The following is a 24,069-nucleotide window of genomic DNA, read 5'->3' on the forward strand; positions in this document are numbered from 1 at the left end:
AGGTATGGTTACAAGAAAAATATGCTATGGTTTTGCCATTTTAACTTTAACAGCTTTAAGCTGTAAAAACAAAAAAACAGAGGTTGTAGATTTGGATGCTACTCAAGTTGAAAATACTTCTGAAAAACCAAATATACTGTTCTTATTCACAGACGATCAAAGAGGAGGAACTATTGGTGCAATGGATAAATATGAAGTGCAAACACCTAATATGGATCAAATTGTAGAACAAGGTACATCTTTTACAAATTCTTATATTCTAGGAGCTACAACGGCTGCAGTATGTTCACCAAGTAGAGCGATGTTAATGACTGGGCGTCATTATTTTAATATTGAGCCTAACGTGTATGCGCAATTCGCTTTTGATAAAGAAGATAAAGGGAAAAGTGATAAACTTACATTTCCAGAATATTTTAAATCAAACGGATATGAAACCTTTGCTACGGGAAAACAACACAATGGCGAAATCTGGTTAGAACGTGGTTTTAATACCATAAAATCTGCTTTTTTAGGCGGAATGACCAGACATTTTGGTACAAAGGTAAAAGATTATAATCCAGAAACGGGTTGGTCTGAATCTTATAAAGACGATGAAAAATTTAGTAGTGAAGTTTTTGCAGATGCAGCTGTGGGATATTTAGATGCGTATAAAGGCGACAAGCCGTTTTTAATGTATGTTGCTTTTACAGCGCCGCACGATCCAAGAACAGCGCCTCAAGAATTTCACGATATGTATCCTGCAGAAAATATTGCGCTACCAGAGAATTATATGGCACAGCATCCGTTTGAAATTGCCGATGATCACATTAGAGATGAGATCTTGGCACCTTTTCCAAGAACAGAAGCTATAGTTCAAAAAGAAATTTCAGACTATTATGCTATGATTACGGCTACAGATGTCCAAATAGGACGGATTTTAAAAGCACTAGAAGCTACCGGTAAAGCAGCTAATACCATTATAGTTTTAGCTGGAGATAACGGATTGGCTTTAGGGCAACATGGGTTATTAGGGAAGCAAAATGTTTACGAACATAGTGTAAGTGTTCCTTTAGTTTTTGTAGGTCCAAACATTCCTAAAAACAAAAAAACAGCAGCCTTGGCTTACTTACATGATGTTTTTCCAACACTTTGTGGATTAACAGGGCTAGATATTCCTGAATCTGTACAGACAGAAGATTTAACTCCTGTAATAGCGGGAGAAGCAGAAGAAGTTAGAACAAGTATGTTATATGCGTATAACTCTTGGCCAGGAGAAGATTATAAACCAAAGGTCAATAATCATGGAGGACACAGAGCAGTACGTAAGGGAGATTTTAAACTTATTGTAAGTTCTAAAAAAGACACCTATACCTATCAATTGTTTAATGTGAAAAATGATCCTTGGGAATTGGTAAATCTAATTGAAGATGAAAATTATAACAATATAAAGGAAGACTTACTACTTGAACTTAATATGTTAATTAAAAATGCAGGCGATTCTGCCGATTTATCTAAAAAAGAGTTTGGACTTTTTGATCATCCAGAGGACTTTAATTTTAAAAATAAAAACTAATGATTTTTAATGTTTCATTTAAAAACAACCTTCAGAAAACAGTAATTTACAAGCTGTTTTTTGTAGGTTTCCTATTGTTTTTAAATAGTCTTTCTGCTAATGCACAAGATAAAGAACCGACTTGGGATGAATTAGCGAATCAATACGAATGTCCAGAATGGTTTAGAGACGCTAAGTTTGGAATTTGGTTTCACTGGGGCCCACAAAGTGTGCCAGAACAAGGTGGTGGTTGGTATGCACGTCACATGTATATGCAAGATGTTGGGCGACAAAAATTCGGAAAAATGGCTTATCCATATCATTTACAAACCTACGGTCATCCGTCGGAATTTGGATTTAAAGATGTGATTAATGAGTGGAAAGCCGAGAATTTTGATGCACAAGCTTTAATCGATTTTTCAAAAGAAAATGGTGCAAAATACATTATGGCTTTAGCAAATCATCATGATCATTATGATTTGTTCGATTCCTCTTATCACCCTTGGAATTCAGTAAACGTAGGTCCTAAAAAAGATATTATAGGCGAGTTTGAAGCAGCGACGCGTAAAGCAGGTTTAAAATTTGGTGTTACAAGTCACGACGATCGGTTTTTAAATTGGTGGACTCCGGCTTTTGGAGCCGATAAAACAGGAGAAAAAGCTGGCATGCCTTACGATGGTCATTTAACTAAAGCCGACGGAAAAGGCTTATGGTGGGAAGGTTTAGATCCTAAAGATTTATATGGTCCTGCACCAGAAGATCGTACACCAGAAATTATTGAAGATATTAAGAAAAACTGGTTAAAGCGTCACATAGAGTTGGTTGATAAATACAAACCAGATGTATTATATAATGATGGATTTAACTTTACATATGGTGAATATGGTAAAGAGGTTGCCCGCGAATTATATACTAACAGTTTAAAGGAAAATGGATCTATTGATGCTGTAATGCTTTTAAAAAGAAAAGCTAAAGGAACCGTTAACGAAGTAGAATCTGGTGGAAGTAATACATTAAGAGCATACCCTTGGCAATCAGAAATTACTTTTACAGATTGGTTTTATAAAAAAGATCGTCATTTAACGCATAATGCACGTACCATTTTAGAAATGCTGATTGAAGCGGTCAGTAAAAATGGAAATTTATTATTGAGTATGGAATTAAATCATGACGGAACCATTCCTCACGAAATTAAAAAGAGTGTGAAAATTGTTGGAGATTGGCTTAAGGTTAATGGAGAAGCCATTTACGATACACGTCCGTGGACTGTGTATGGAGATGGAAAAAGTGTAAGAGGCGAGGCTACAGAAACAGTAGAAGGCGAATTAAGAAACGCAACAGATTCACAAAAACATGGCGAACATTTCAATCAGCGTACTACAGCAACTCCTGCTTTTTCTCATGACGAAGTGCGTTACACTACAAAAGGAGACGATTTTTATATAATTGTCATGAATCCGAAAGGAGGGGAGTTTCTTATACCGTCTTTTGCAAAAAAGAAAGAGTCTAATCCTGGTGTCTTAAAAGAATTAACACAAATATACGATGGGAGAACCCTATCGTTTAAACAAACAAATAAAGGACTACTTATTAATATGCCAGCAGTAAATGGCGATAGTTATCCTGTGGTTTTAAAAGCCAATTTTAAGTAAGAGATAATATGAAAAAATTAGTGTATTCAGTATTCATCTTTTTAACAATATCGTTATCGGTTGCAGCTCAAAGCAAAGCAAAAGTACATTATGTTAAGCTTGTTGAAGGAACAGACATTGCTCCTAATCCAATAGAACACATAGACGGAACATCTGAAGGTAAAGGGATTTCTGTACGTATTTATCCAGATATTTCATTTCAAACCATTACAGGAATAGGTGGTGCTTTCAACGAAATAGGAGGAGAAGCTTTAATGACGTTAAGCGAAGATCAGCAAAACGAGGTTATGAAAAATTTATTCGATGTTAGTGGTGCAAATTTTACAGTTTGTAGAACGGCAATCGGAGCAAGTGATTTCGGAATTGATGCTTACAGTTATAGCGAAGTACCAAACGATTTTAAAATGAAAAAATTTTCTATAGAACGAGAACGTAAAAGCGTTATTCCTTATATAAAAATGGCTTACAAATACAATCCAGATATGGAATTGTTCGCGTCACCTTGGAGTCCTCCAGGTTGGATGAAAGAATCTGGATTAATGGATAGAGGTGAAGAGTTTCCAGAAAAAAATGTACTGAAAGACGATCCTAAAATTTACAAAGCCTATGCGTTATATTTTTCAAAATATGTTGAAGCTTATAAAAAAGAAGGGATAACAGTAGATAAAATCGTGATTCAAAACGAACAAGATGTTTCAACTAAATATCCATCTTGTCATATGCCAGCAGAACAAATGGGCGATTTTGTAATTAACTATCTACGTCCGCAATTCGAAAAAGACAACACTTCAGCCGAAATTTGGGCAGGTTCTTTCCGTACGGCAAAACGTCTTGATGGCTTAGAATATGTAAGTAATACCAGTTGGAGAGAAGCTGTTGATGGTATTGGTGTACAATATATGAATGCCAGACAAGTAGAAAATATGCAAGCGATTTATCCGGATATAAAATTTTTACACACAGAAGGAAATTGCTATGGTGGTAAAAACAGTGTGGATCAAGCCTTTTCTAGATTTAATGAAGTGGCGGCATTTATTAATCATGGTGTGCCTAATTTTTGCTATTGGAACATGATTTTAAATGAAGATTCTGCAAGTGGTTGGGATTGGAAACAAAACAGCTTAATTAAAATTGATAGACAAAGTAAAACTGTAACTTATAATCCAGATTATGCAGCTATGGCACTTTTCGGACGTTTTATGAAACCAGGTATGAAGCGTGTAGCTTCGGCTTCTTGGTATGGAGATACCATTACACTTGCCGATGACAATAATGTATACCTATTTCTAAAGAACGATTCAGACGCTGTTAAGACGTTCGATATTTGGTTGAAAGATGATCATGCGCAAGTAGTCGATATTCCTGCAAATACCATTTCAGTAGTCGAAGTGAATTATAAAAATAATTAATAGTAGTTTTTAAAATGAAAACATCAAAAGTTGCCATACTCCTTTTTTTAGCTTTAGTTGGCCTAACAAGTAAAGCACAGGAAAATCTTCCGTATTTAGATCCATCATTATCTTTTGATGAACGTGTAGATGATTTAGTGTCTAGAATGACTCTAGAGGAAAAAGTAGGACAAATGATGAATGATGCGCCTGCAATTCCTAGACTTAACATTCCCGCACATGAATATTGGAACGAATGTTTACATGGTGTAGCCAGGGCAGGAAAAGCGACGGTATTTCCTCAGGCTATTGGTTTAGCAGCGACTTTTGACACCGATTTAATTTTTAATGATGCTGTAGTGATTTCAGACGAAGCGAGAGCAAAACATCATGAAGCTTTACGAAATGATTCTTTTGAAAGATATGAAGGACTGACGTATTGGACACCAAATGTGAATATTTTTCGTGATCCACGTTGGGGTCGCGGACAAGAAACATATGGTGAAGATCCGTATTTAACTTCTAGAATGGGTGTGAGTTTTGTAAAAGGAATGCAAGGTGACGATGATAAATATTTAAAACTTGTAGCAACCCCTAAGCATTTTGCTGTACATAGTGGACCAGAACCAGAACGTCATTTTTTTGATGCTACAAGTACTGAACGTGATTTATACGATACTTATTTACCCGCTTTTGAAGCTACGGTAGTCGAAGGAAAAGCCTATTCTGTAATGGCGGCTTATAACAGATATATGGGAGAGCCATGTTGTGCAAGTCATCTGTTGTTAGAAGAAATTCTACGTAAAGATTGGGGGTTTGAAGGCTATGTCGTGTCAGATTGTAATGCGATTAGAGATATTCACGATTATCATAATTATGTTGATTCTAAAGAAGAAGCTGCCGCAGTTGCCGTTTTAGCTGGAACCGATTTAAACTGTGGTACACGTTACGAATATTTAATTAATGGCGTGGCCATTGGTACTATTAAAGAATCAGAAATTGATATGTCTTTAAAACGCATATTAAAAGCGCGTTTTAAATTAGGAATGTTTGATCCTGCCGATATGGTACCATATTCTAACATACCTATGAATGTGGTAAGCTCAGATTCGCATAGAGCTTTAGCCTTAGAAACGGCACAAAAATCTATGGTATTATTAAAGAATGAAAATAAAACGTTACCACTTAAAAAAGATTTAAAATCTATTGCTATAGTTGGTCCAAACGCTAACGATTTAGAAGTGCTTTTAGGAAACTATAACGGATTTCCATCGCAATATTTTACACCTTTAGATGGTATAAAAAATAAAGTATCTAAGAAAACAAAGATTTATTATGAGGCTGGTACCGAATTAATTTCTAAAGCACCAACCATGTCTTTAATTCCAACAGAAGTTCTAAGTTTTGGAAAAGAACACGGTTTACAAGCAAAGTATTTTAATACTCACGATTTTACAGGTACACCAATAGCTACAAGGGTAGAAGATGTTATTAATTCTAATTGGAATTTAAATCCTGTTAATGGATTAAACGAAGCTAAATTTGGGGTAGAATATACAGGAACACTTCAGGTTGACGTGAGTGGTATGTACGATTTAGGACTTCAAAGCAGTAGAGGCTATACTTTAGCTATAGACGGTAAGGTGATTGTAGATAATACAAAAGATTTAAAACGCAGAGTTGTAAAAGAAACTATCGCTTTAGAAAAAGGAAAAGCGTATGCTGTTAAAATCCAGTATATGCATGAAGGTTATCCTGCCAAATTAAAATTTATGTGGGCATCACCAGATAAAACATCTTTTGAAAAAGCTATTGACTTGGCTAAAAAATCAGAAGTCGTTGTTTTTGTCGGAGGAATATCTCCAGGTGTAGAAGGCGAACAAATGCCTGTAAACGCTCAAGGTTTTGATGGCGGAGATAAAACCGATATCGAATTACCAGAAGTACAAAAAGAATTATTAAAAGCATTACATGCTACAGGAACACCAGTCGTATTAGTCTTATTAAACGGAAGTGCTTTAGCTGTAAATTGGGAAAATGATAATTTACCAGCGATATTAGAAGCGTGGTATCCTGGAGAACTAGGCGGGACGGCTATCGCAGATGTTTTGTTTGGAGATTATAATCCGTCAGGACGATTACCAGTGACGTTTTATACTTCGACTAAAGAATTATCTCCTTTTGTAAACTATAGTATGAAAGGGCGTACATACAGATATTATAATGGCAAAGCACTATATCCTTTTGGATATGGTTTAAGTTATACAGACTTTACTTATAATAACCTGAAGTTATCTGAAAACAAAATAAACACAACCGGGACTACAACAGTATCTGTTAAGGTGACTAATGTGGGCAAACGTGAAGGAGAAGAAGTTGTTCAATTATATGTTAAAGACGTAGAAAGTACTGTAAAACGACCTTTAAAAAGTTTAAGAGGTATTAAAAGAATAACTCTAAAACCTGGAAAATCTACAACTGTAACCTTTGAAATTACTGCAGAAGATTTAGAGTTTTTTGATACTAAACTTAGAAAGAAAGTGGTTGAGCCTGGACAATTTAAAATAGGAATAGGACCAGCTTCTAACAAGTTTGAAACTGTAACACTAAACGTGACAAAATAAATAATTTTAAAATGAAAAATGTATTTAAAATAGGAGCATTACTTTTTGTTGCTATGGCAACGTTAACTAATTGCAAAGATAAACCTAAGGTGACTACAGTTCCAAAAGCAGAGGAAAAAACAGAGCGACCTAATATTTTATTTATTATGTCTGATGATCATACGGCTCAAGCTTGGGGAATTTATGGTGGTATTTTAGAAGATTATGTACATACACCTAACATTTCACGTTTAGCAGATGAAGGGGCAGTTTTAGAAAATTGCTTAGTTTCAAATTCAATTTGTACACCTAGTAGAGCGACTATTTTAACTGGACAATACAGCCATAAAAACGGAGTTAAAATTCTAGATGCAGGGCTGTCTCCAGAATATAATAATATTGCTAAAGAAATGCAAAAAGGCGGATATCAAACGTCTATAATCGGGAAGTGGCACTTAAAACAAGAACCTGCTGGTTTCGATCATTATGCTGTGCTTCCAGGTCAAGGTGAATACCATAATCCTATTATAAAAACAGCCGATAATTGGAAAGATTATTACGAAGGAGGTAAGCAATACCAAGGTTATAGTACAGATATTATTGCAGATATGACTATCGATTGGATAGAAAATCGCGACACAGAGAAACCATTTTTAGCGATGTGTCATTTTAAAGCCACGCACGAACCTTACGATTATCCGGAACGCTTTGCAGATTTGTATAAAGATCAGGAAATTCCTGCACCGGAATCGTTTTACGATAGTAGTGCATCTACAACGGGGCGCTCGTTCTTAGGGCAATCTATGGATAATCTAAAACAACGTTATTTAGACGCAACTGCGCATCCAGAATTACGTAAAGATTTTATGAATTACCCAGGTTTACCGTTTTCTGTAGACGGTTTAACAAATGAAGAAGCGAGATACAAAACGTATCAGAAAATGATAAAAGATTTTATGCGTTCTGGAGCCGGTGTCGACGATAATATTGGAAAACTTTTAGAGTATTTAGAAACTTCAGGACTTGCAGAAAATACTGTCGTTATTTACACTGCAGATCAAGGGTATTTTCTTGGAGAACACGGTTGGTTTGATAAGCGTTTAATTTTTGAAGAATCCATTCATATGCCATTTGTTATTCGTTATCCTAAAGAAATAATTGCTGGCTCAAGAAATAAAGATCTTATTGAAAATGTAGATTTTTCAGCCTTATTCGCCGATTATGCAGGAATAGATTATCCAGAAGATATGCAAGGTCGTAGTTTTCGTGAAAATTTAAAAGGAAACACACCAAGCGATTGGAGAACGTATGGTTACTACAGGTATTGGGATCATTCTAAAGACAGACCTGGGCATTTCGGAATTAGAGGACAACGTTATAAATTGGCTTTTTTCTACGGAAATGGATTTGAAGGTGCTGCTCAAGATCAGTTCTGGGATTTTTACGATTTAGAAGCAGATCCGAAAGAATTACATAATGCTTACAACGATCCGAAATACAAAGACATTATCGCAGAGATGAAGGTCGAGATTTTAAACAAGAAGAAAGCCTTGGGAGATACCGATTTAGACAATCCGGAAATATTAGAAATTATTGAAAAACATTGGAACGATTAATAAAAACAATAAAGTGATTAACGCCTTAATATGATTATAAAATCCAATATACGCCTGTTTATCTTGTTCTTTTTAAGCCTTACGACTTTTAATAGTCTTGCTCAAAAAGAAAACAAACCCAATATCATTATCATTATGGCAGATGATATGGGGTATGGCGATTTATCATGTTATGGAAGTACGTTTATCATTACGCCCAACTTAGATCAAATGGCGGCAGAAGGAATTAAATTTACAGATTTCCATGCCAACGGTCCAGTTTGTAGTCCGACAAGAGCAGCCTTATTAACCGGGAAATATCAACAACGCGTTGGTATCGATGGTGTAGTTACCGCAAAACACGATCGCGATAAAGGTTTAGCTCCAAGTGAACACACATTTGCAGAAGCTATAAAATCTGCGGGCTATGTTACCGGCATGTTTGGTAAATGGCATGTGGGGTATAAAACGGAATTTAATCCTATTAATCAAGGATTCGATGAATATATTGGTTATGTATCTGGTAATGTAGATTATCATTCTCATATTGATCAACAAGGTTATGAAGATTGGTGGAACGGAGATACAAAGCAAAATGAAAAGGGGTATTCTACAGATTTAATCACAAAACATTCAGTAGATTTTATAAAGCGCCATAAAGATGAACCGTTTTTGTTATACATTCCGCATGAAGCACCGCACGGTCCCTTTCAAGGTAGAACTTCAGAAGCCGAGCGTTATGTAGGCTGGAAAAAAGGAGCCAAACAAAAAAATAAAATGTCTGAAGACCAACTGAACACCATATATAAAGAAATGGTTGAAGTCATGGATGAAGGCGTTGGTGAAGTATTGGCTACTTTAAAAGCGTTAAACTTAGACAAAAATACTTTGGTATTCTTTTGTTCAGACAATGGTGCCTCTAGTAAAGTAGGTAGTAATGGCGATTTAAGAGGCTATAAATCTACGCTATGGGAAGGCGGACATCGCGTCTCTGCAATGGCTTGGTATCCAGATACGATTAAACCCAATCAAGTGAATAGTGAAACCATTTTAACGATGGATCTATTTCCAACCATTATAGATTTTGTGGGTGCTAAGCAACCCAAACATTTAGATGGAATAAGTTTAAAAGATAATTTACTTCAAGGTAAAGCTTTACCTGAAAGAGATGTGTTTTGGGGTTATGTTGGTAGAAAAGCCATTCGTCAAGGCGACTGGAAACTCATCTTGAATAAAAAAGAAGGCCAACCGTTATTATTTAACTTAAAAGAAGATATTTCAGAAACGCATAATGTAGCTGGAGCGCATCCAGAATTAGTCTCAACCATGCTTAAAAAATTAGAAGCTTGGGGAGAAGATGTTTATGTAACGTCAAATAAAAAATAAGTATGAAACCTATAATTTACATAACGCTTTTAGTCTTGTTACTGGGATTATACAGTTGTTCTCAAACCGTAAAGGTTGAAGAAACTGTAAAGCCGAATGTGATTTTAATCATTACAGACGATCAAGGTTTTGGCGATTTAGGGTACTACGGAAATCCAAATATAAAAACTCCAGTTTTAGATAGCTTGGCTCAACGTAGCGTTCGTTTTGACGAATTTATTGTAAATCCTGTATGTGCACCAACACGTTCTTCAATTATGACAGGTAAGTATTCAATGACTACTGGTGTACACGATACGTATCGTGGTGGTGCAATGATGGCAGGCTCTGAAATCACCATTGCAGAAATTCTAAAAGCTGCTGGTTACGATACTGGAATGATAGGCAAATGGCATTTAGGCGATAATTATCCTATGCGTCCACAAGATCAAGGTTTCGATTACACTTTAAATCATTTATCTGGAGGCATTGGTCAATATGGCGATTGGCCAAATACCTTAAAAAAAGACAGCAGTTATTTTAATCCTATACTTTGGGAAAACGGAAAGCAAGTGCAAACTCAAGGCTATTGTACCGATGTCTTCACCGAAGCGGCGATAGATTATGTAGAAGATCATAAAAACAATCCATTCTTTTTATACTTATCCTATAACGCACCTCACGGACCATTGCAATTGCCTCAGAAATATTACGATATGTATAAGGATGTCGATATTGATGCCGGCTTAATTAACCAAGGAAAACCATACCCAAATGTCACCGACCACAGTAGAGAAAACTCTAGAAAAGTTTATGGTATGGTCACGAATATAGACGATAACTTGAGATTGTTTTTCAAGAAATTGGACGATTTAGATTTAGAAGAAAATACTTTAGTCATTTTTATGACGGACAATGGGCCGCAACACCCAAGGTATATAGCTGGTATGCGCGGAAAAAAAGGATCTGTGTTACAGGGAGGTGTTAGAGTGCCAAGCTTTTGGTATTATCCAAAGACTTTTAAAGCCCCTAGAGATATTAAAACACCTGCTGCTCATTACGATATTTTACCAACTTTAGTTGCATTTACAGGTGCAGAAATGCCTGACAATTTAACGATAGAAGGACAAAGTTTACTGCCTTTGTTACAGGAAGAAAAAGAGACCTTACCACAGCGAGTTATTAATAGATACTGGGCAAGAACTGCTCCAATAAGATACCGAAATGTGTCGACTAGAAAGGGCAATATGAAATTGGTTGGTATTGGAAAAGATGAAAATGGAAAGGATGCTTTTCAGCTGTTCGATTTAAGTACAGATCCATACGAACAGCATGATCTCTCTGATACAAATCCTGCTTTGGTGTCAGAATTAAAAGCAGAGATGACATCCTGGTTAGACACTATGGAAACTTCTGAGCATATAGTAGAGGCTCCAAGACCTATTATTGGAACTGATTTTGAAAATCCAGTTATGCTTAATCAAAACGATGCACTTTTTATAAAAGAAGCAGGAGTTGAAAAAGAACTTATGTATTGGGATGTTATTATTAATGAAACTAAAACTTTTGATATCACGGTTCATTTTGATAGTCCTATAAAAACCACTGGCACTTTAGAGTTAGATTTAGGAGAAACAACTTTAAACTTACCTATTGAAGCTGATGGAAAAACACAATATAGTTTTAATACAATCACATTAGAAAAAGGAGCATTAACTATAGTACCAAAAGTGTACTTAAAAGAAGCAGGAACATTAAAATTTACATATCCATTTTATATAGAAATTAAAGGATAATATAACCCAAAAGGTTAATAAAATGAAAATAAAAAATCACATCGCTATTCAGAAGTTTTTAGTAATTACTCTATGTTTTACTTTAATGTTTTGTGCAAAACCTAAAGCAGACGTTGTAGAGCCTAAAGCTGAATTTAAGCTACAATACACAGAAGCTGCCGAAAAATGGACAGAAGCATTGCCTTTAGGAAATGGTAGTTTAGGTGCTATGGTTTATGGAGGAGTGACTCAAGAACATATTCAGTTTAATGAAGAAACCCTTTGGAGAGGTCAACCTCATAACTATGTTCATGAAGGTGCAAGTGCTTATTTAGATACCATTAGAACTTTGTTAGATACTGGCAAGCAACTGCAAGCTCAAAAAATAGCTCAAGAACATTTTATGAGCGATCCTATAAAACAAATCCATTATCAACCTTTTGGAGATGTGTTTATCGATTTTAAAAATCATGAAAATTTCAGTAATTATAAACGCGAATTAGATTTAAATACAGCCATTAATACAGTGTCATATACTGTAAATGATGTACAGTATACTCGTGAAGTATTTTCTAGTTTTCCCGATCAAATTATTGCTATAAACTTAACATCTAGTAAAGACAAAAACTTAGCGTTTGATTTGTGGTTAGACGCCATTCACGAAGACAAATCGGTGATTACCTCTAACGATTCTCAAACTTTAGTTGTAAAAGTTAAAGATGGTGTTTTAAGAGGGGTTTCAACTTTAAAAATTAAAACCAACGGAAAGATTACGAATGTAGATGGAAAACTTCAAGTTACTGAAGCATCTCAAGCAACGGTATATTTAACTGCAGCTACAAATTATATAAATTTTGAAGATGTTTCTGGGCAACCAGAACATAAAGTTCCTGAAACTTTAGCGAAAGTTGAAGATTCTAGTTTTGATGCTGTAAAAGCAAAGCATCTAGAAGATTATCAAGCCTTATATAATCGTTTTCAATTAAGTTTTGGTGACAATGGGAAATCTAAAAACCCAACAAATCAGCGTATTTCAGATTTCAGTATGACTCCAAACGATCCGCAATTGGTGGCATTGTATGTTGCATATGCACGCTACTTAACCATTGCTAGTAGTCGTCCGGGTACACTTCCAGCTACGCTTCAAGGTATATGGAACGATAAATTAACACCGCCATGGTTTAGTAGTTATACCACGAATATTAATTTAGAAATGAATTATTGGCCGGTAGAAATGTATAATCTTAGTGAATGTCACGAGCCCTTATTCGATTTTATTGAAGATATTTCAGTTACAGGCGCTAAAGTGGCTAAAGCACATTATGATGCAGAAGGTTGGATTGTACATCATAACGTAGATATTTGGAGAGGCGCAGCTCCCGTAAATGCATCGCACCATGGTATTTGGTTAGGCGGAGCAGCTTGGTTGTCTTCTCATATTTGGGAACATTATTTGTTTACTCAAGACAAAGAATTTCTAGAAGAGCGTTATCCTTTAATGCGAAATGCAGCACTCTTTTATAGTCAGTTTTTATATGAAGATCCAAACACCGGATTTTTAATTAGTTCCCCTTCAAATTCACCTGAAATTGGCGGATTAGTGGCTGGACCAACTATGGATCATCAATTAATTAGAGCATTATTCAAAAGCACAATTGCAGCATCTAAAATTTTAAATTCAGATTTAGAGTTTACATCGTCTTTAGAACCTTTAATGGCTAAAATTGCACCTAATCAAATTGGGAAACACGGACAATTACAAGAGTGGATGCAAGATATTGACGATCCAGAAAGTCATCACAGACATGTATCGCATCTTTGGGCTGTGCATCCGGGAAATGAAATTAATTATGAAGACACGCCAGAATTAATGCAAGCGGCAAAGCAATCCTTAGAATATAGAGGCGATAATGGGACAGGATGGAGTTTAGCATGGAAGATTAATTTTTGGTCTCGATTTAGAGATGGTGATCACGCCTATAAATTATTACACAAATTATTAAGTCCAGCAGAACGCGAAGATGGTAAAGTTGGCGGCGGATCTTATCCTAATCTTTTTGATGCCCATCCACCTTTTCAAATCGATGGAAATTTTGGAGGAGCGTCTGGTATTTTAGAAATGATTTTACAAAGTCAGTTAGATAAAATTGAATTATTACCAGCCTTACCAACGGCTTTACCAGAAGGAACTGTTAAAGGTATTGTGGCTAGAGGCGGCTTCGAATTATCATTTTCTTGGGAAGCAGGTAAACTTAAAGACGTATCAGTGTCATCCAAAAGTGGCATGCCTTGTGTTTTAAAGTATGGAGATAAATCTATTGAGTTTGAAACTGAAGCAGGTAAAACATACAATTTTGATGGTTTATTAAACAAAAAATCGTAATGCAGAAATTAACATTTATATTACTTTTTACAATAGTCTTTTTTAGTGCTAAAGCCACGTTATTGGCTCAAGCTAAGAATTCTAAACCAAATATTATTATTGTTTTTACAGACGATCAGGGGTATCAAGATGTTGGTGTATTTGGGGCACCATCAATTAACACACCAAACTTAGATAAGATGGCTGAAAACGGTATAAAATTCACCGATTTTTATTCAGCTTCATCTGTATGTTCTCCATCAAGAGCTGCTTTATTAACAGGTTCTTATCCAAACCGTGTTGGAGTGCCGCAGGTATTATGGTCAAATCTTTCAGGAGGTTTAAGTAACGAAGAAACGACCATTGCCAACATGTTAAAAAAACAAAACTATGCTACAGCTTGTATTGGTAAGTGGCATTTAGGCGATAAACAAGAATATTTACCAACATCGCAAGGTTTTGATATGTATTATGGCATTCCGTTTAGTAATGATATGTCGGTAAATCCAAAATCTAAAATTGCTAAAAATATTGTGTTTAGGGAAGGCATGACTTTAGATAGTCTGCGTGACAATAAATGGCGAGCAGGCAGAGTGCCATTATTACAACAAGATGAAGTTATAGAATATCCCGTAGACCAATCAAGAATAACACAGCGCTATACTGAGCAAGCTTTAAACTTTATTAAACAAAATAAAAATGAGCACTTCTTTTTGTATTTGGCACATTCTATGCCGCATATACCGCTTTATGCTTCAGCTAATTTTAAAGGAAAAAGTAAAAGAGGTTTGTATGGAGATGCTGTAGAGGAAATAGATTGGAGCGTTGGCGAAATTTTAAAAACTTTAATGGAAGAAGGTATTGATGAAAATACTTTAGTCATTTTTACATCAGATAACGGGCCTTGGACCTCAAGAGGTGTTAACGGTGGAAGCGCTTTACCTTTAAGAGGACAAAAAAATGAAACTTTTGAAGGCGGTTTTCGTGTTCCAATGATAGCGCAATGGAATGGTGAAATCAAACCAGCTTCAGTAAGCGATAAAGTTATTTCTACTATAGATGTTTTACCAACTGTTGCCTATTTAACAGGTGCAGATTTACCAGAGTATAAAATAGACGGGAAAAACGTTTGGCCAATACTTTCAGGTAAACAAAATAAAAAATCACCTCATAAAAAAGAAGGCTTCTTTTATTACAAAGATTTTAATCTAGAAGCAGTAAGACAAGGCGATTGGAAATTAAGAATAATAAAAGACGATGTCGCACTTTATAATTTAAAAGACGATATATCCGAACAAATTAATTTGGCTTCAACATATCCTAAGAAAGTTAAAAAACTTAAAAAATTGATGCTAGATTTTGATGAAGAATTACAAAAGAATAAAAGAAATCAAAAACATTTACGTAGCAAATAATGTCAATTAAAAACATCTTACAAATTACTTTAATGAGTATTGTTTTCTTTTCGTGTAATGAAAAAGAAGAGAAAAAGAGCATTACAAATACAACAAAACCAAACATCATTTACATTCTTGCTGATGATTTGGGATATGGAGATGTGTCTATATATAATGAAAACTCTAAAATACAAACCCCTAATATAGATAACTTGGCATCAGAAGGTGTCATGTATACAGATGCACATACCAGTTCTGCGGTATGTACACCAACACGATATAGTATTTTAACTGGGCGCTACAATTGGCGAACACGTTTAAAAAAAGGCGTGGTAAGCGGGTATTCAAAATCTTTAATTAAGCCTGAGCGTACTACAATTGCAGATGCACTTAAAGCTGAAGGTTACACCACAGCATTTATTGGTAAATGGCATATGGGCTGGGATTGGGACATTACAAAATCCGATTCTTTAGATCATGATAATCTTAAAGCACGACCAGAAGTAGACTTTTCTAAACCTATTAAAAACGGACCAAACACACATGGTTTTGATTACAGCTATGGGTTTTGTGGTTCTTTAGATATGCCGCCTTATGTTTGGGTAGAAAATGATATGCCAACAGCCATACCTACAAAAATAACTAAAGGAAAGACAAGACAAGGAACTTGGCGTGAAGGCTTAACAGCCGATAATTTTGTACATGAGCAAGCTTTACCAGACATTACAAAACACACCGTAAATTACATTAATACCAACGCAAGTAAAAAAGAACCGTTTTTTGTGTATATGCCACTTCCAGCACCACATACACCAATTCTTCCAACAGAAGCGTTTCAGGGGAAAAGTAATTTAGATAATCCGTATGCAGATTTTGTAATTATGGTCGATTGGGTTGTGGGAGAAGTCACCAAAGCACTCGAAGCAAATGGCATTTCAGAAAACACATTAATTGTATTTACTAGTGATAACGGATGTTCTCCAACAGCAAACTTTAAACAGTTAAAATCTAAAGGGCATAATCCCAGTTATGAGTACAGAGGCTTTAAATCTGATATTTTTGAAGGCGGACACCGTGTGCCTTATATCATGACATGGAAAAATAAAATTAAGCCATCAAAATCAGATCAATTGGTATGTACTACAGATTTTTTCGCGACCATTGCCGATCTTTTAAATATTGATATAGCAGATGATGTTGCTGAAGATAGTTTCAGTCATTTATCGTCAACCAATTTAGATAGCGATGCGCCAAAACGCGAAAGTATCATTCATCATTCTGTTCAAGGTGAATTTGCGTATCGAAAAGGCGATTGGAAAGTCAATTTTTGTCCAGGCTCTGGCGGATGGAGTTTTCCAAATCGGAACATAAAAAAATCGGTTTTCGAATCACTACCTCAAGTTCAGCTTTATAACATAAAAGATGATGTTGCCGAAACACAAAATGTACAAGCAAATCATCCTGAAATTATCAAAACCTATAAAGCAGAGGTATTACAAATTATAAATGAAGGAAGAAGTACTGCAGGCGCAAAACAAGAAAATGATGCTGTAGATGCTTGGCCACAATTAGAGAAATTAAAAGAAATAAAATTATAGTCAAAAACATAAGATGAAAAAAAGTAATAACATAAAACAAGTTCTCGTATTGGTCGTTTTAGGAGGTGTATTAAGCCTATCTTTGGGCTTTTCTACCAAAAAAGATCCACCGTATAAAAATCCAAAACTTCCAGTAGAAACGCGCGTACAAGATTTGTTAAGCCGCATGACATTAGAAGAGAAATTCTGGCAAATGTTCATGATTCCGGGCGATTTAAGTCTTGGAAAAGATAAATTGAAACATGGTATTTTCGGGTTTCAAATTTCATCTAAAGGTAAAAACGATAATGCTGCCGAGCAAATAATGGATTACGGTTCTACAGGTAGTGCTCAAGATATGGCAGAGGAGATTAATGCGCTTCAGAAATATTTCTTAGAAGAGACACGTTTAGGTATTCCAATTATTCCTTTTAATGAAGCTTTACATGGTTTGGCTAGAGATGGTGCAACGACGTATCCGCAAGCGATTGGATTAGCAGCGACTTGGGATACCAATTTAGTAGGCAATGTGGCAAGTGCAATTACAAAAGAAACAAAAACACGAGGTATTCGTCAAATTTTGTCACCTGTATTAAATATTGCTCGCGATGTACGTTGGGGACGTGTTGAAGAAACCTATGGTGAAGATCCGTATTTAACCACACAAATGGGCTTGTCTTTTATCAGTCAATTTGAAAAAGCAGGAGTCATTACAACACCAAAGCATTTTGTAGCTAATGTTGGTGCTGGTGGTCGCGATAGTTATCCTATTAGTTTTAACGAGCGTTTATTAGAAGAAATTTATTTTCCAGCATTTAAAGCAGTTTTTAAAGAAGGAGGCGCACGTTCTGTAATGACGGCTTATAACTCATTAGATGGTACACCTTGTACATCTAATGAATGGTTATTACGTACTAAACTTAAAGAAGAATGGGGCTTTGACGGATTTGTAATTTCAGATGCTGGAGCAACTGGAGGTGCAAATGTGTTACATTTTACAGCGGCAAATTATGCTGAAGCTACAGAAGATGCGGTTGAGGCCGGATTAGATGTTATGTTTCAAACCAACTATAATCATTACCCGTTATTCTGGGAAGCTTATGAAAAAGGGATGGTCGATATTAAAGCTATAGATGAAGCAGTAAGCAGAATTCTAAAAGCTAAGTTTGAATTGGGATTATTTGAAAATCCTTATGTAGATGCAAAACAAGCTGCCGTTTGGAACGGACACGAATCGCATAGAGCATTAGCAAGAGAAGCAGCTTCAGAATCTATGGTATTACTTAAGAACAGTAACAATGTGTTACCGGTCTCTCAAAACACTAAAAAAATTGCCTTAATAGGTCACGATGTTAAAACCGTAAGATTAGGAGGCTACAGCGGACCAGGAAATAATTTAGTTTCTATGTTTGATGGTGTTGCTAACAAAATAGGAGCAGCGCAAATTAATTATGCAGAAGGCGTATCTCTAAAAGAAGAAAATCATAGTGTTATTCCTACCAAATACTTATCGACTACAAAAGATGGAAAAGTTGTTGAAGGTTTACAAGGCGATTATTATGATAATATTACATTAAGTGGAACGCCAAAAGTTAAGCGCATAGATAAAAAAGTAGGCTTTGGGTGGACGTTATTTTCACCAGACGAAAGTTTAGCTTACGATTGGTATTCTGTACGTTGGTCAGGACAAATTAAAGCGCCTAAATCAGGAACATTTAATGTTGGAATAGAAGGGAACGATGGTTACCGCATGTATTTAGATGGTAAGTTGATAATTGATAACTGGAAAAAACAATCGTATAATACCATTTTAAAACCCTTTTCTTTTGAAGCAGATAAATCTTATGATGTGAAAATTGAGTTTTATGAATCTGCAGGAAATGCCAAATTTAAATTGGTTTGGGATGCAGAAATTAATCAAGAATGGGAGCAGCAAATTGAAGACGCAGTAAATCAGGCAAAACAAAGTGATGTCGCTGTAGTTTTTGCAGGTATACACGAAGGCGAATTTAGAGACCGTGCATTATTGGCTTTACCAGGACATCAAGAAGCCTTAATTAAGGCGGTTGCTGCAACAGGAAAACCAACAGTTGTAGTTTTAGTTGGAGGAAGCGCCATTACAATGGCCAATTGGATTAACGATGTAGATGGTATTATTATGGCGTGGTATGCTGGAGAAAATGGAGGAAACGGTTTTGCCGATATTCTTTTTGGAGATGAAAACCCAGCAGGACGTTTGCCAATAACATTCCCGGTAGACGAGGCTCAATGTCCGTTATACTATAACAACAAACCAACAGGTCGAGGAGATAACTATCATAATTTAACGGGACAACCTTTATTTCCATTTGGATACGGTTTAAGTTACACGTCTTTTGAGTATTCAAACATTACGTTTAGTAAAAATAATATTGCTTCAACAGAAGCTATACAAGTGACTTGTACTGTTAAAAATACAGGTGCTGTTGATGGAGATGAAGTGATTCAATTGTATATCAGAGATGAGTTGTCTTCAGTATCAAGACCTATAAAAGAATTAAAAGGGTTTCAGCGTGTATTTTTAAAAGCAGGAGCTTCAAAAATCATCACATTTACTTTAGAACCTGAAGCTTTATCTATGTTAGATAAAGATTTAAAACGTGTGGTAGAATCAGGAGATTTTAGAATCATGATTGGCGCATCGTCTAAAGACATAAGATTAAGAAAAATTTTAACCGTAAAATAATTTAATATGAGATATATAAAAGGACTTGTAGTATGCGCTTTAGTTGTGCTTTCAGCATGTAAAGAAGAAGAAAAAGCTTTAGCAGTCACTTGGAAAACAAGTACAGAAGATGCGGTTTGGACCAATAAAACATATTCTAAAAACACAGCAGATTCTAAACCTGATGCTACGGTTGTTGTAAATACAACAGCACAACAGCAAGAAATTACAGGTTTTGGAGGGTGCTTTAACGAATTGGGGTGGGATGCTTTGGCCATGGTAACTCCAGACGAAAAGCAACAAATTTTAAACGATTTATTTAATCCAGAAACAGGATGTAAATTCAGTCTATGCAGAATGCCAATTGGTGCGAACGATTATGCTGTAGACTGGTATAGCCATAATGAAACTGAAGGCGATTTTGCTATGGAAAACTTTTCTATAGATCGCGATAAAAAACGTTTAATTCCGTACATAAAAGAAGCTCAAAAAATTAATCCAGATGTAGCTGTTTGGGCATCGCCTTGGTGTCCGCCATCGTGGATGAAACACAGCAAACATTATGCGTGTAAAGCGAATCCAGAGTTTAACGATTTACCAGAAGAATGGAGTTCTACAGAAGAGCTAGTGTCACGTTTTATTACAGAACCAGAATACTATGAAGCTTACGCTTTATACTTCGCGAAATTTGTAAAAGCTTACGAGCAAGAAGGGATTGATATTAGTGCTGTACATGTGCAAAATGAATACAATTCGGCTCAAAATTTTCCATCATGTGTATGGAAGCCTCAAGATTTAGGAATCTTTATTGCAGATTATTTAGGGCCTAAATTTGAAGCAGAACATATCGATTCAGAAATTTGGTTAGGAACAGTAGAGCGTCCGCAATTAGAGCGCGTAACCGATGTTATTGAATACGGAAATGCAAAGAAATATATTGATGGTGTTGGATTTCAGTGGGCTGGAAAAGGTGCTATAGAAGCCGTTCATGCTACATATCCAGACATGGAACTTATGCAAACCGAAACCGAATGTGGAGACGGATCTAACGACTGGGCAGCGGCAGAATATACTTTTAATTTAATGAAACACTATTTTGAAAATGGTGCAAATTCATACATGTACTGGAATATGGTTTTAGACGAAACAGGTAAAAGCCAGTGGGGATGGAAACAAAATTCTATGATTTCTATAGACAGCCAAAGCAAAGCGATTACTTATAATCCAGAGTTTTATTTAATGAAACATCTAAGTGCTTTTGTAGCGCCTGGTTCTGTTAAAATTGATACGAATGGAGATGATGAGCATGCTATCGTGTTTTATAACGAAACAGAAAACACTGTAGTTATTTTAGCTTATAATGATGCTACAGAAACTAAAGACTTTCAGTTTAATATAAACAATGAACAAATTACAACGTCTTTAGGTGCTAAATCTTTTAACACATTAACTGTTACTTTATAGGTTGAAATATGAATAGAAGACAATTTGTAAAATATTTAGGTGCTACAACATTATATGCAACTGCAACATCTTGTGCGTCTATAAATGTGTTTGGTGATGCTTATAATGAAGAGGTGTCACGTGCAGCTTGGAAAAAACTAGCCAATTCAGGCGAAGCCTTTAAATATGTAAGTCCGAATAAAAAATTGCCTAATGTGTTTATCTATGGCGATTCTATTTCTATAGGCTACACACCAAAAGTACGTAAAGAATTAGAAGGACAAGCCAATGTGTTTAGGTTTCATAAAAATGGGCAATCTAGTGATAAGTTTATTCCTTTTATGGAAACTTTTAAAACAACCATGTTTCAGCCTTATTTAAAAGAAGGTTGGAATTTTGATTGGGATGTGATCCATTTTAATGTGGGATTACACGATTTAAAGTATTTGAAAGATGGGAAACTTGATAAAATAAATGGTAAACAAGTTAATAGTATAGACGCTTACAAAGCTAACCTACATAAGATTTGTCAGTATCTAATGAAAGAATATCCAAAGGCAAAATTAATTTTTGCAACAACAACAGCAGTGCCAAGCGAAGGTGCCGATGGACGATTTGCAGGCGACAGCGAAAAATACAATGTTGCTGCTTTATCTGTTTTGGAAAATTATCCATCAATACAAATAAACGATTTGTATGCTTTTACTAAACCACATGAAAGTGAGTGGTTTATAAAGCCACATAATGTGCATTACAATCAATTAGGAAAAAGCGCACAAGGACAGGAAGTTGCTAAACTAATTGCAGAAAATTTATAACTATGAGGTCAATAATTCTTACAATATTATTTTTTGTTTTAACGCTTAATGTTTGGGCACAAGACCAGAAAAATACGTTTATTCCACAACCGGAATCTGTCGTATTTCAAGATGGTGGCTTTAAATTAAATGCAAAAACTACAGTATTTATACCTAAAGCTTATGCAAAGGCATTACAACCAATACTTGTTGAAAAACTGGAGCAAGAAGTCGGCTTAACATTAGAGGTGAAAACAAGCCGTGTGAATGTTAATTCCAATTACGTTGCGTTTAAAAAAGTAAAGGACGCATCAATAGATGCTGAAGGTTATGTTTTAGAAGTAACGCCAACGAATATTCTTATAAAAGCAACAGATTATGCTGGTTTGTTTAATGGATTTCAAACCTTAAGGCAAGCAATTCCTTTAGGTGCTTCAACCGAAACAGCAATTCCGAGTATGTTGGTTCAGGATAATCCGAGGTTTCATTGGCGTGGGGTGTTGTTTGATGTGTCTCGTCATTTTCAAACTGTAGATTTTATCAAAAAACAACTTGATGTATTGTCAGCCTATAAAATCAATACATTTCATTGGCATTTAACAGACGATCAAGGCTGGAGAATTGAAATAAAAAAATATCCAAACCTGACTAAAAAAGGAGCTTGGCGTGCAGAAAGAGATAGTATACATTGGTGGAGCAGAAAACCTGCTACTGCCGAAGAACCTAAACCTATAGGAGGTTTTTATACACAAGAAGAGATTAAAGAAGTGATTGCTTATGCTAAAAATAGAAATATAGACGTTATTCCAGAAATCGATGTGCCTGGTCATAGTAAAGCTTTAGTGGCATCTTATCCTGAATTATTTTGTTATGATGGAGAAACTGATGCAAACTTTGAAGTTGCTGTTGGTGGTAAAGCACCAGATAATGCAGTTTGTGCAGGAAAAGAAACAACTTATGCTTTTTTAGAAGATGTTATTGAAGAAGTTGCCGATTTATTTCCATCTAAATACATCCATATTGGTGGCGATGAGTGTAACAAAAGCAATTGGAAAAAATGTCCGCATTGTCAATCTGTAATGGAAGAACATCAATTAGCAGATGAAGAAGAGTTACAAAGTTATTTTATACAACGTATGAATAAAATTGTGACTGCGCAAAAGAAAACCATGATTGGTTGGGATGAAATTTTAAGCGGAAAAGGCGCAAAAGGTGCAACTATTATGGCATGGCGTAGAGGGAAGCATACACCAGAATTACAAGCGCCAAGAGAAGGGTATCCAACAATTATGGCATCGTACTTGCATTCTTATATTAGCAGAGTACAAGGTCCGACGTTTATGGAGCCTGAAGGACCAAATTCGGTCTTGCCATTATCTGAGGTATATAATCACGAACCGATTCCATCAGAATTAACAGAAGAAGAGGCGAGTAGCGTATTAGGTAACGAAACTTGCTTATGGGCAGAATTTACGCCAACTGCTTCACATTTTGAATATATGTTGTATCCACGAACTTTAGCAAGCGCCGAAGTATCTTGGAGTCAGCCTAAAGTGAAAAGTTGGGAACGTTTTCAATATGCTTTACAAAACGCTCATTTTGAACGTTTAGAACGGGATAATATCAACGTGGCCAAAAGTATGTTTACGGTTTACCCAGCATTTGCGATAGATCAATTACATACTGAAGCTATTGTGTATTTAGAGACAGAAACTGTAGGATTCGATATTTATTATACTGTTGACGGCAGCGAGCCTACAGTTAATTCGAATAAATATGAATCACATTTTAAGACTAAACCTAAAAACCTTTTAAAAGCAGGATTATTTAACGAAGCTGGGGAGTTATTAGGAGAAATTACTGAAATAAGATTAAAATAG

General features: G+C 35.6%; 14 protein-coding genes. All 14 read left to right on the plus strand.

Features of this window, described 5'->3' with window-relative positions:
- Positions 1-4: 4 nt before the first annotated feature.
- Genes AST99_RS18195 through AST99_RS18260 form a run of 14 tightly spaced genes read left to right on the plus strand, consistent with a single transcriptional unit; the run spans position 5 to position 24,069 of the window.
- Positions 5-1,552: a sulfatase family protein gene (locus tag AST99_RS18195; RefSeq protein ID WP_057784263.1), complete on the plus strand. Its 1,548-nt coding sequence runs from the start codon at positions 5-7 to the stop codon at positions 1,550-1,552.
- A complete protein-coding gene (locus tag AST99_RS18200) occupies positions 1,552-3,183 on the plus strand; it encodes an alpha-L-fucosidase (RefSeq protein WP_057784266.1) in 1,632 nt (543 codons plus the stop codon). Before AST99_RS18195 ends, AST99_RS18200 begins: the two co-directional genes overlap by 1 nt.
- Before the next feature lie 8 nt (positions 3,184-3,191).
- On the plus strand, positions 3,192-4,592 hold the full coding sequence (locus AST99_RS18205; protein ID WP_057784268.1) for a glycoside hydrolase family 30 protein: 1,401 nt from the start codon (positions 3,192-3,194) through the stop codon (positions 4,590-4,592).
- A gap of 14 nt (positions 4,593-4,606) precedes the next feature.
- The gene (locus AST99_RS18210; RefSeq protein ID WP_057784270.1) at positions 4,607-7,195 is read left to right on the plus strand and encodes a glycoside hydrolase family 3 C-terminal domain-containing protein; all 2,589 of its coding nucleotides are present in this window, start codon (positions 4,607-4,609) and stop codon (positions 7,193-7,195) included.
- An 11-nt stretch (positions 7,196-7,206) separates the two neighbouring features.
- Positions 7,207-8,790 (plus strand): sulfatase family protein, encoded by a 1,584-nt coding sequence (locus AST99_RS18215; protein WP_198151557.1) that lies wholly within the window; start codon positions 7,207-7,209, stop codon positions 8,788-8,790.
- Positions 8,791-8,820: 30 nt separating this feature from the next.
- Positions 8,821-10,155 (plus strand): sulfatase, encoded by a 1,335-nt coding sequence (locus AST99_RS18220; protein ID WP_057784272.1) that lies wholly within the window; start codon positions 8,821-8,823, stop codon positions 10,153-10,155.
- Between the two features lie 2 nt (positions 10,156-10,157).
- Entirely contained in the window at positions 10,158-11,930 is a 1,773-nt protein-coding gene (locus tag AST99_RS18225; RefSeq protein WP_057784274.1) for an arylsulfatase, read from the plus strand.
- A gap of 22 nt (positions 11,931-11,952) precedes the next feature.
- Positions 11,953-14,292, plus strand: a complete 2,340-nt coding sequence (locus AST99_RS18230; RefSeq protein ID WP_198151558.1) for a glycoside hydrolase family 95 protein — start codon at positions 11,953-11,955, stop codon at positions 14,290-14,292.
- Positions 14,292-15,686: a sulfatase family protein gene (locus tag AST99_RS18235; protein WP_083495735.1), complete on the plus strand. Its 1,395-nt coding sequence runs from the start codon at positions 14,292-14,294 to the stop codon at positions 15,684-15,686. The genes AST99_RS18230 and AST99_RS18235 overlap by 1 nt, the downstream gene beginning before the upstream one ends.
- 32 nt (positions 15,687-15,718) lie before the next feature.
- Entirely contained in the window at positions 15,719-17,266 is a 1,548-nt protein-coding gene (locus AST99_RS18240) for a sulfatase family protein (RefSeq protein WP_083495742.1), read from the plus strand.
- A gap of 13 nt (positions 17,267-17,279) precedes the next feature.
- Positions 17,280-19,970 carry a glycoside hydrolase family 3 protein gene (locus AST99_RS18245; RefSeq protein ID WP_057784280.1) on the plus strand — a complete coding sequence of 897 codons (2,691 nt, stop codon included), beginning with the start codon at positions 17,280-17,282 and terminating at the stop codon, positions 19,968-19,970.
- Positions 19,971-19,976: 6 nt separating this feature from the next.
- A complete protein-coding gene (locus AST99_RS18250; RefSeq protein WP_057784282.1) occupies positions 19,977-21,413 on the plus strand; it encodes a glycoside hydrolase family 30 protein in 1,437 nt (478 codons plus the stop codon).
- Between the two features lie 8 nt (positions 21,414-21,421).
- Positions 21,422-22,210: an SGNH/GDSL hydrolase family protein gene (locus tag AST99_RS18255; protein WP_057784284.1), complete on the plus strand. Its 789-nt coding sequence runs from the start codon at positions 21,422-21,424 to the stop codon at positions 22,208-22,210.
- 2 nt (positions 22,211-22,212) lie between these two features.
- Positions 22,213-24,069, plus strand: coding sequence for a beta-N-acetylhexosaminidase (locus AST99_RS18260; protein WP_057784286.1), 1,857 nt, complete (start codon positions 22,213-22,215; stop codon positions 24,067-24,069).

Source organism: Formosa algae (assembly GCF_001439665.1).
GTDB lineage: Bacteria > Bacteroidota > Bacteroidia > Flavobacteriales > Flavobacteriaceae > Formosa > Formosa algae.

What these genes read in the sequence shown, in the direction of transcription:
- AST99_RS18230 (WP_198151558.1), top strand. Translation starts at nt 11,953, where the DNA reads ATGAAAATAAAAAATCACATCGCTATTCAGAAGTTTTTAGTAATTACT.
- AST99_RS18220 (WP_057784272.1), top strand. Translation starts at nt 8,821, where the DNA reads ATGATTATAAAATCCAATATACGCCTGTTTATCTTGTTCTTTTTAAGC.
- AST99_RS18195 (WP_057784263.1), top strand. Translation starts at nt 5, where the DNA reads ATGGTTACAAGAAAAATATGCTATGGTTTTGCCATTTTAACTTTAACA.
- AST99_RS18250 (WP_057784282.1), top strand. Translation starts at nt 19,977, where the DNA reads ATGAGATATATAAAAGGACTTGTAGTATGCGCTTTAGTTGTGCTTTCA.
- AST99_RS18210 (WP_057784270.1), top strand. Translation starts at nt 4,607, where the DNA reads ATGAAAACATCAAAAGTTGCCATACTCCTTTTTTTAGCTTTAGTTGGC.
- AST99_RS18215 (WP_198151557.1), top strand. Translation starts at nt 7,207, where the DNA reads ATGAAAAATGTATTTAAAATAGGAGCATTACTTTTTGTTGCTATGGCA.
- AST99_RS18200 (WP_057784266.1), top strand. Translation starts at nt 1,552, where the DNA reads ATGATTTTTAATGTTTCATTTAAAAACAACCTTCAGAAAACAGTAATT.
- AST99_RS18255 (WP_057784284.1), top strand. Translation starts at nt 21,422, where the DNA reads ATGAATAGAAGACAATTTGTAAAATATTTAGGTGCTACAACATTATAT.
- AST99_RS18225 (WP_057784274.1), top strand. Translation starts at nt 10,158, where the DNA reads ATGAAACCTATAATTTACATAACGCTTTTAGTCTTGTTACTGGGATTA.
- AST99_RS18205 (WP_057784268.1), top strand. Translation starts at nt 3,192, where the DNA reads ATGAAAAAATTAGTGTATTCAGTATTCATCTTTTTAACAATATCGTTA.
- AST99_RS18245 (WP_057784280.1), top strand. Translation starts at nt 17,280, where the DNA reads ATGAAAAAAAGTAATAACATAAAACAAGTTCTCGTATTGGTCGTTTTA.
- AST99_RS18240 (WP_083495742.1), top strand. Translation starts at nt 15,719, where the DNA reads ATGAGTATTGTTTTCTTTTCGTGTAATGAAAAAGAAGAGAAAAAGAGC.
- AST99_RS18235 (WP_083495735.1), top strand. Translation starts at nt 14,292, where the DNA reads ATGCAGAAATTAACATTTATATTACTTTTTACAATAGTCTTTTTTAGT.
- AST99_RS18260 (WP_057784286.1), top strand. Translation starts at nt 22,213, where the DNA reads ATGAGGTCAATAATTCTTACAATATTATTTTTTGTTTTAACGCTTAAT.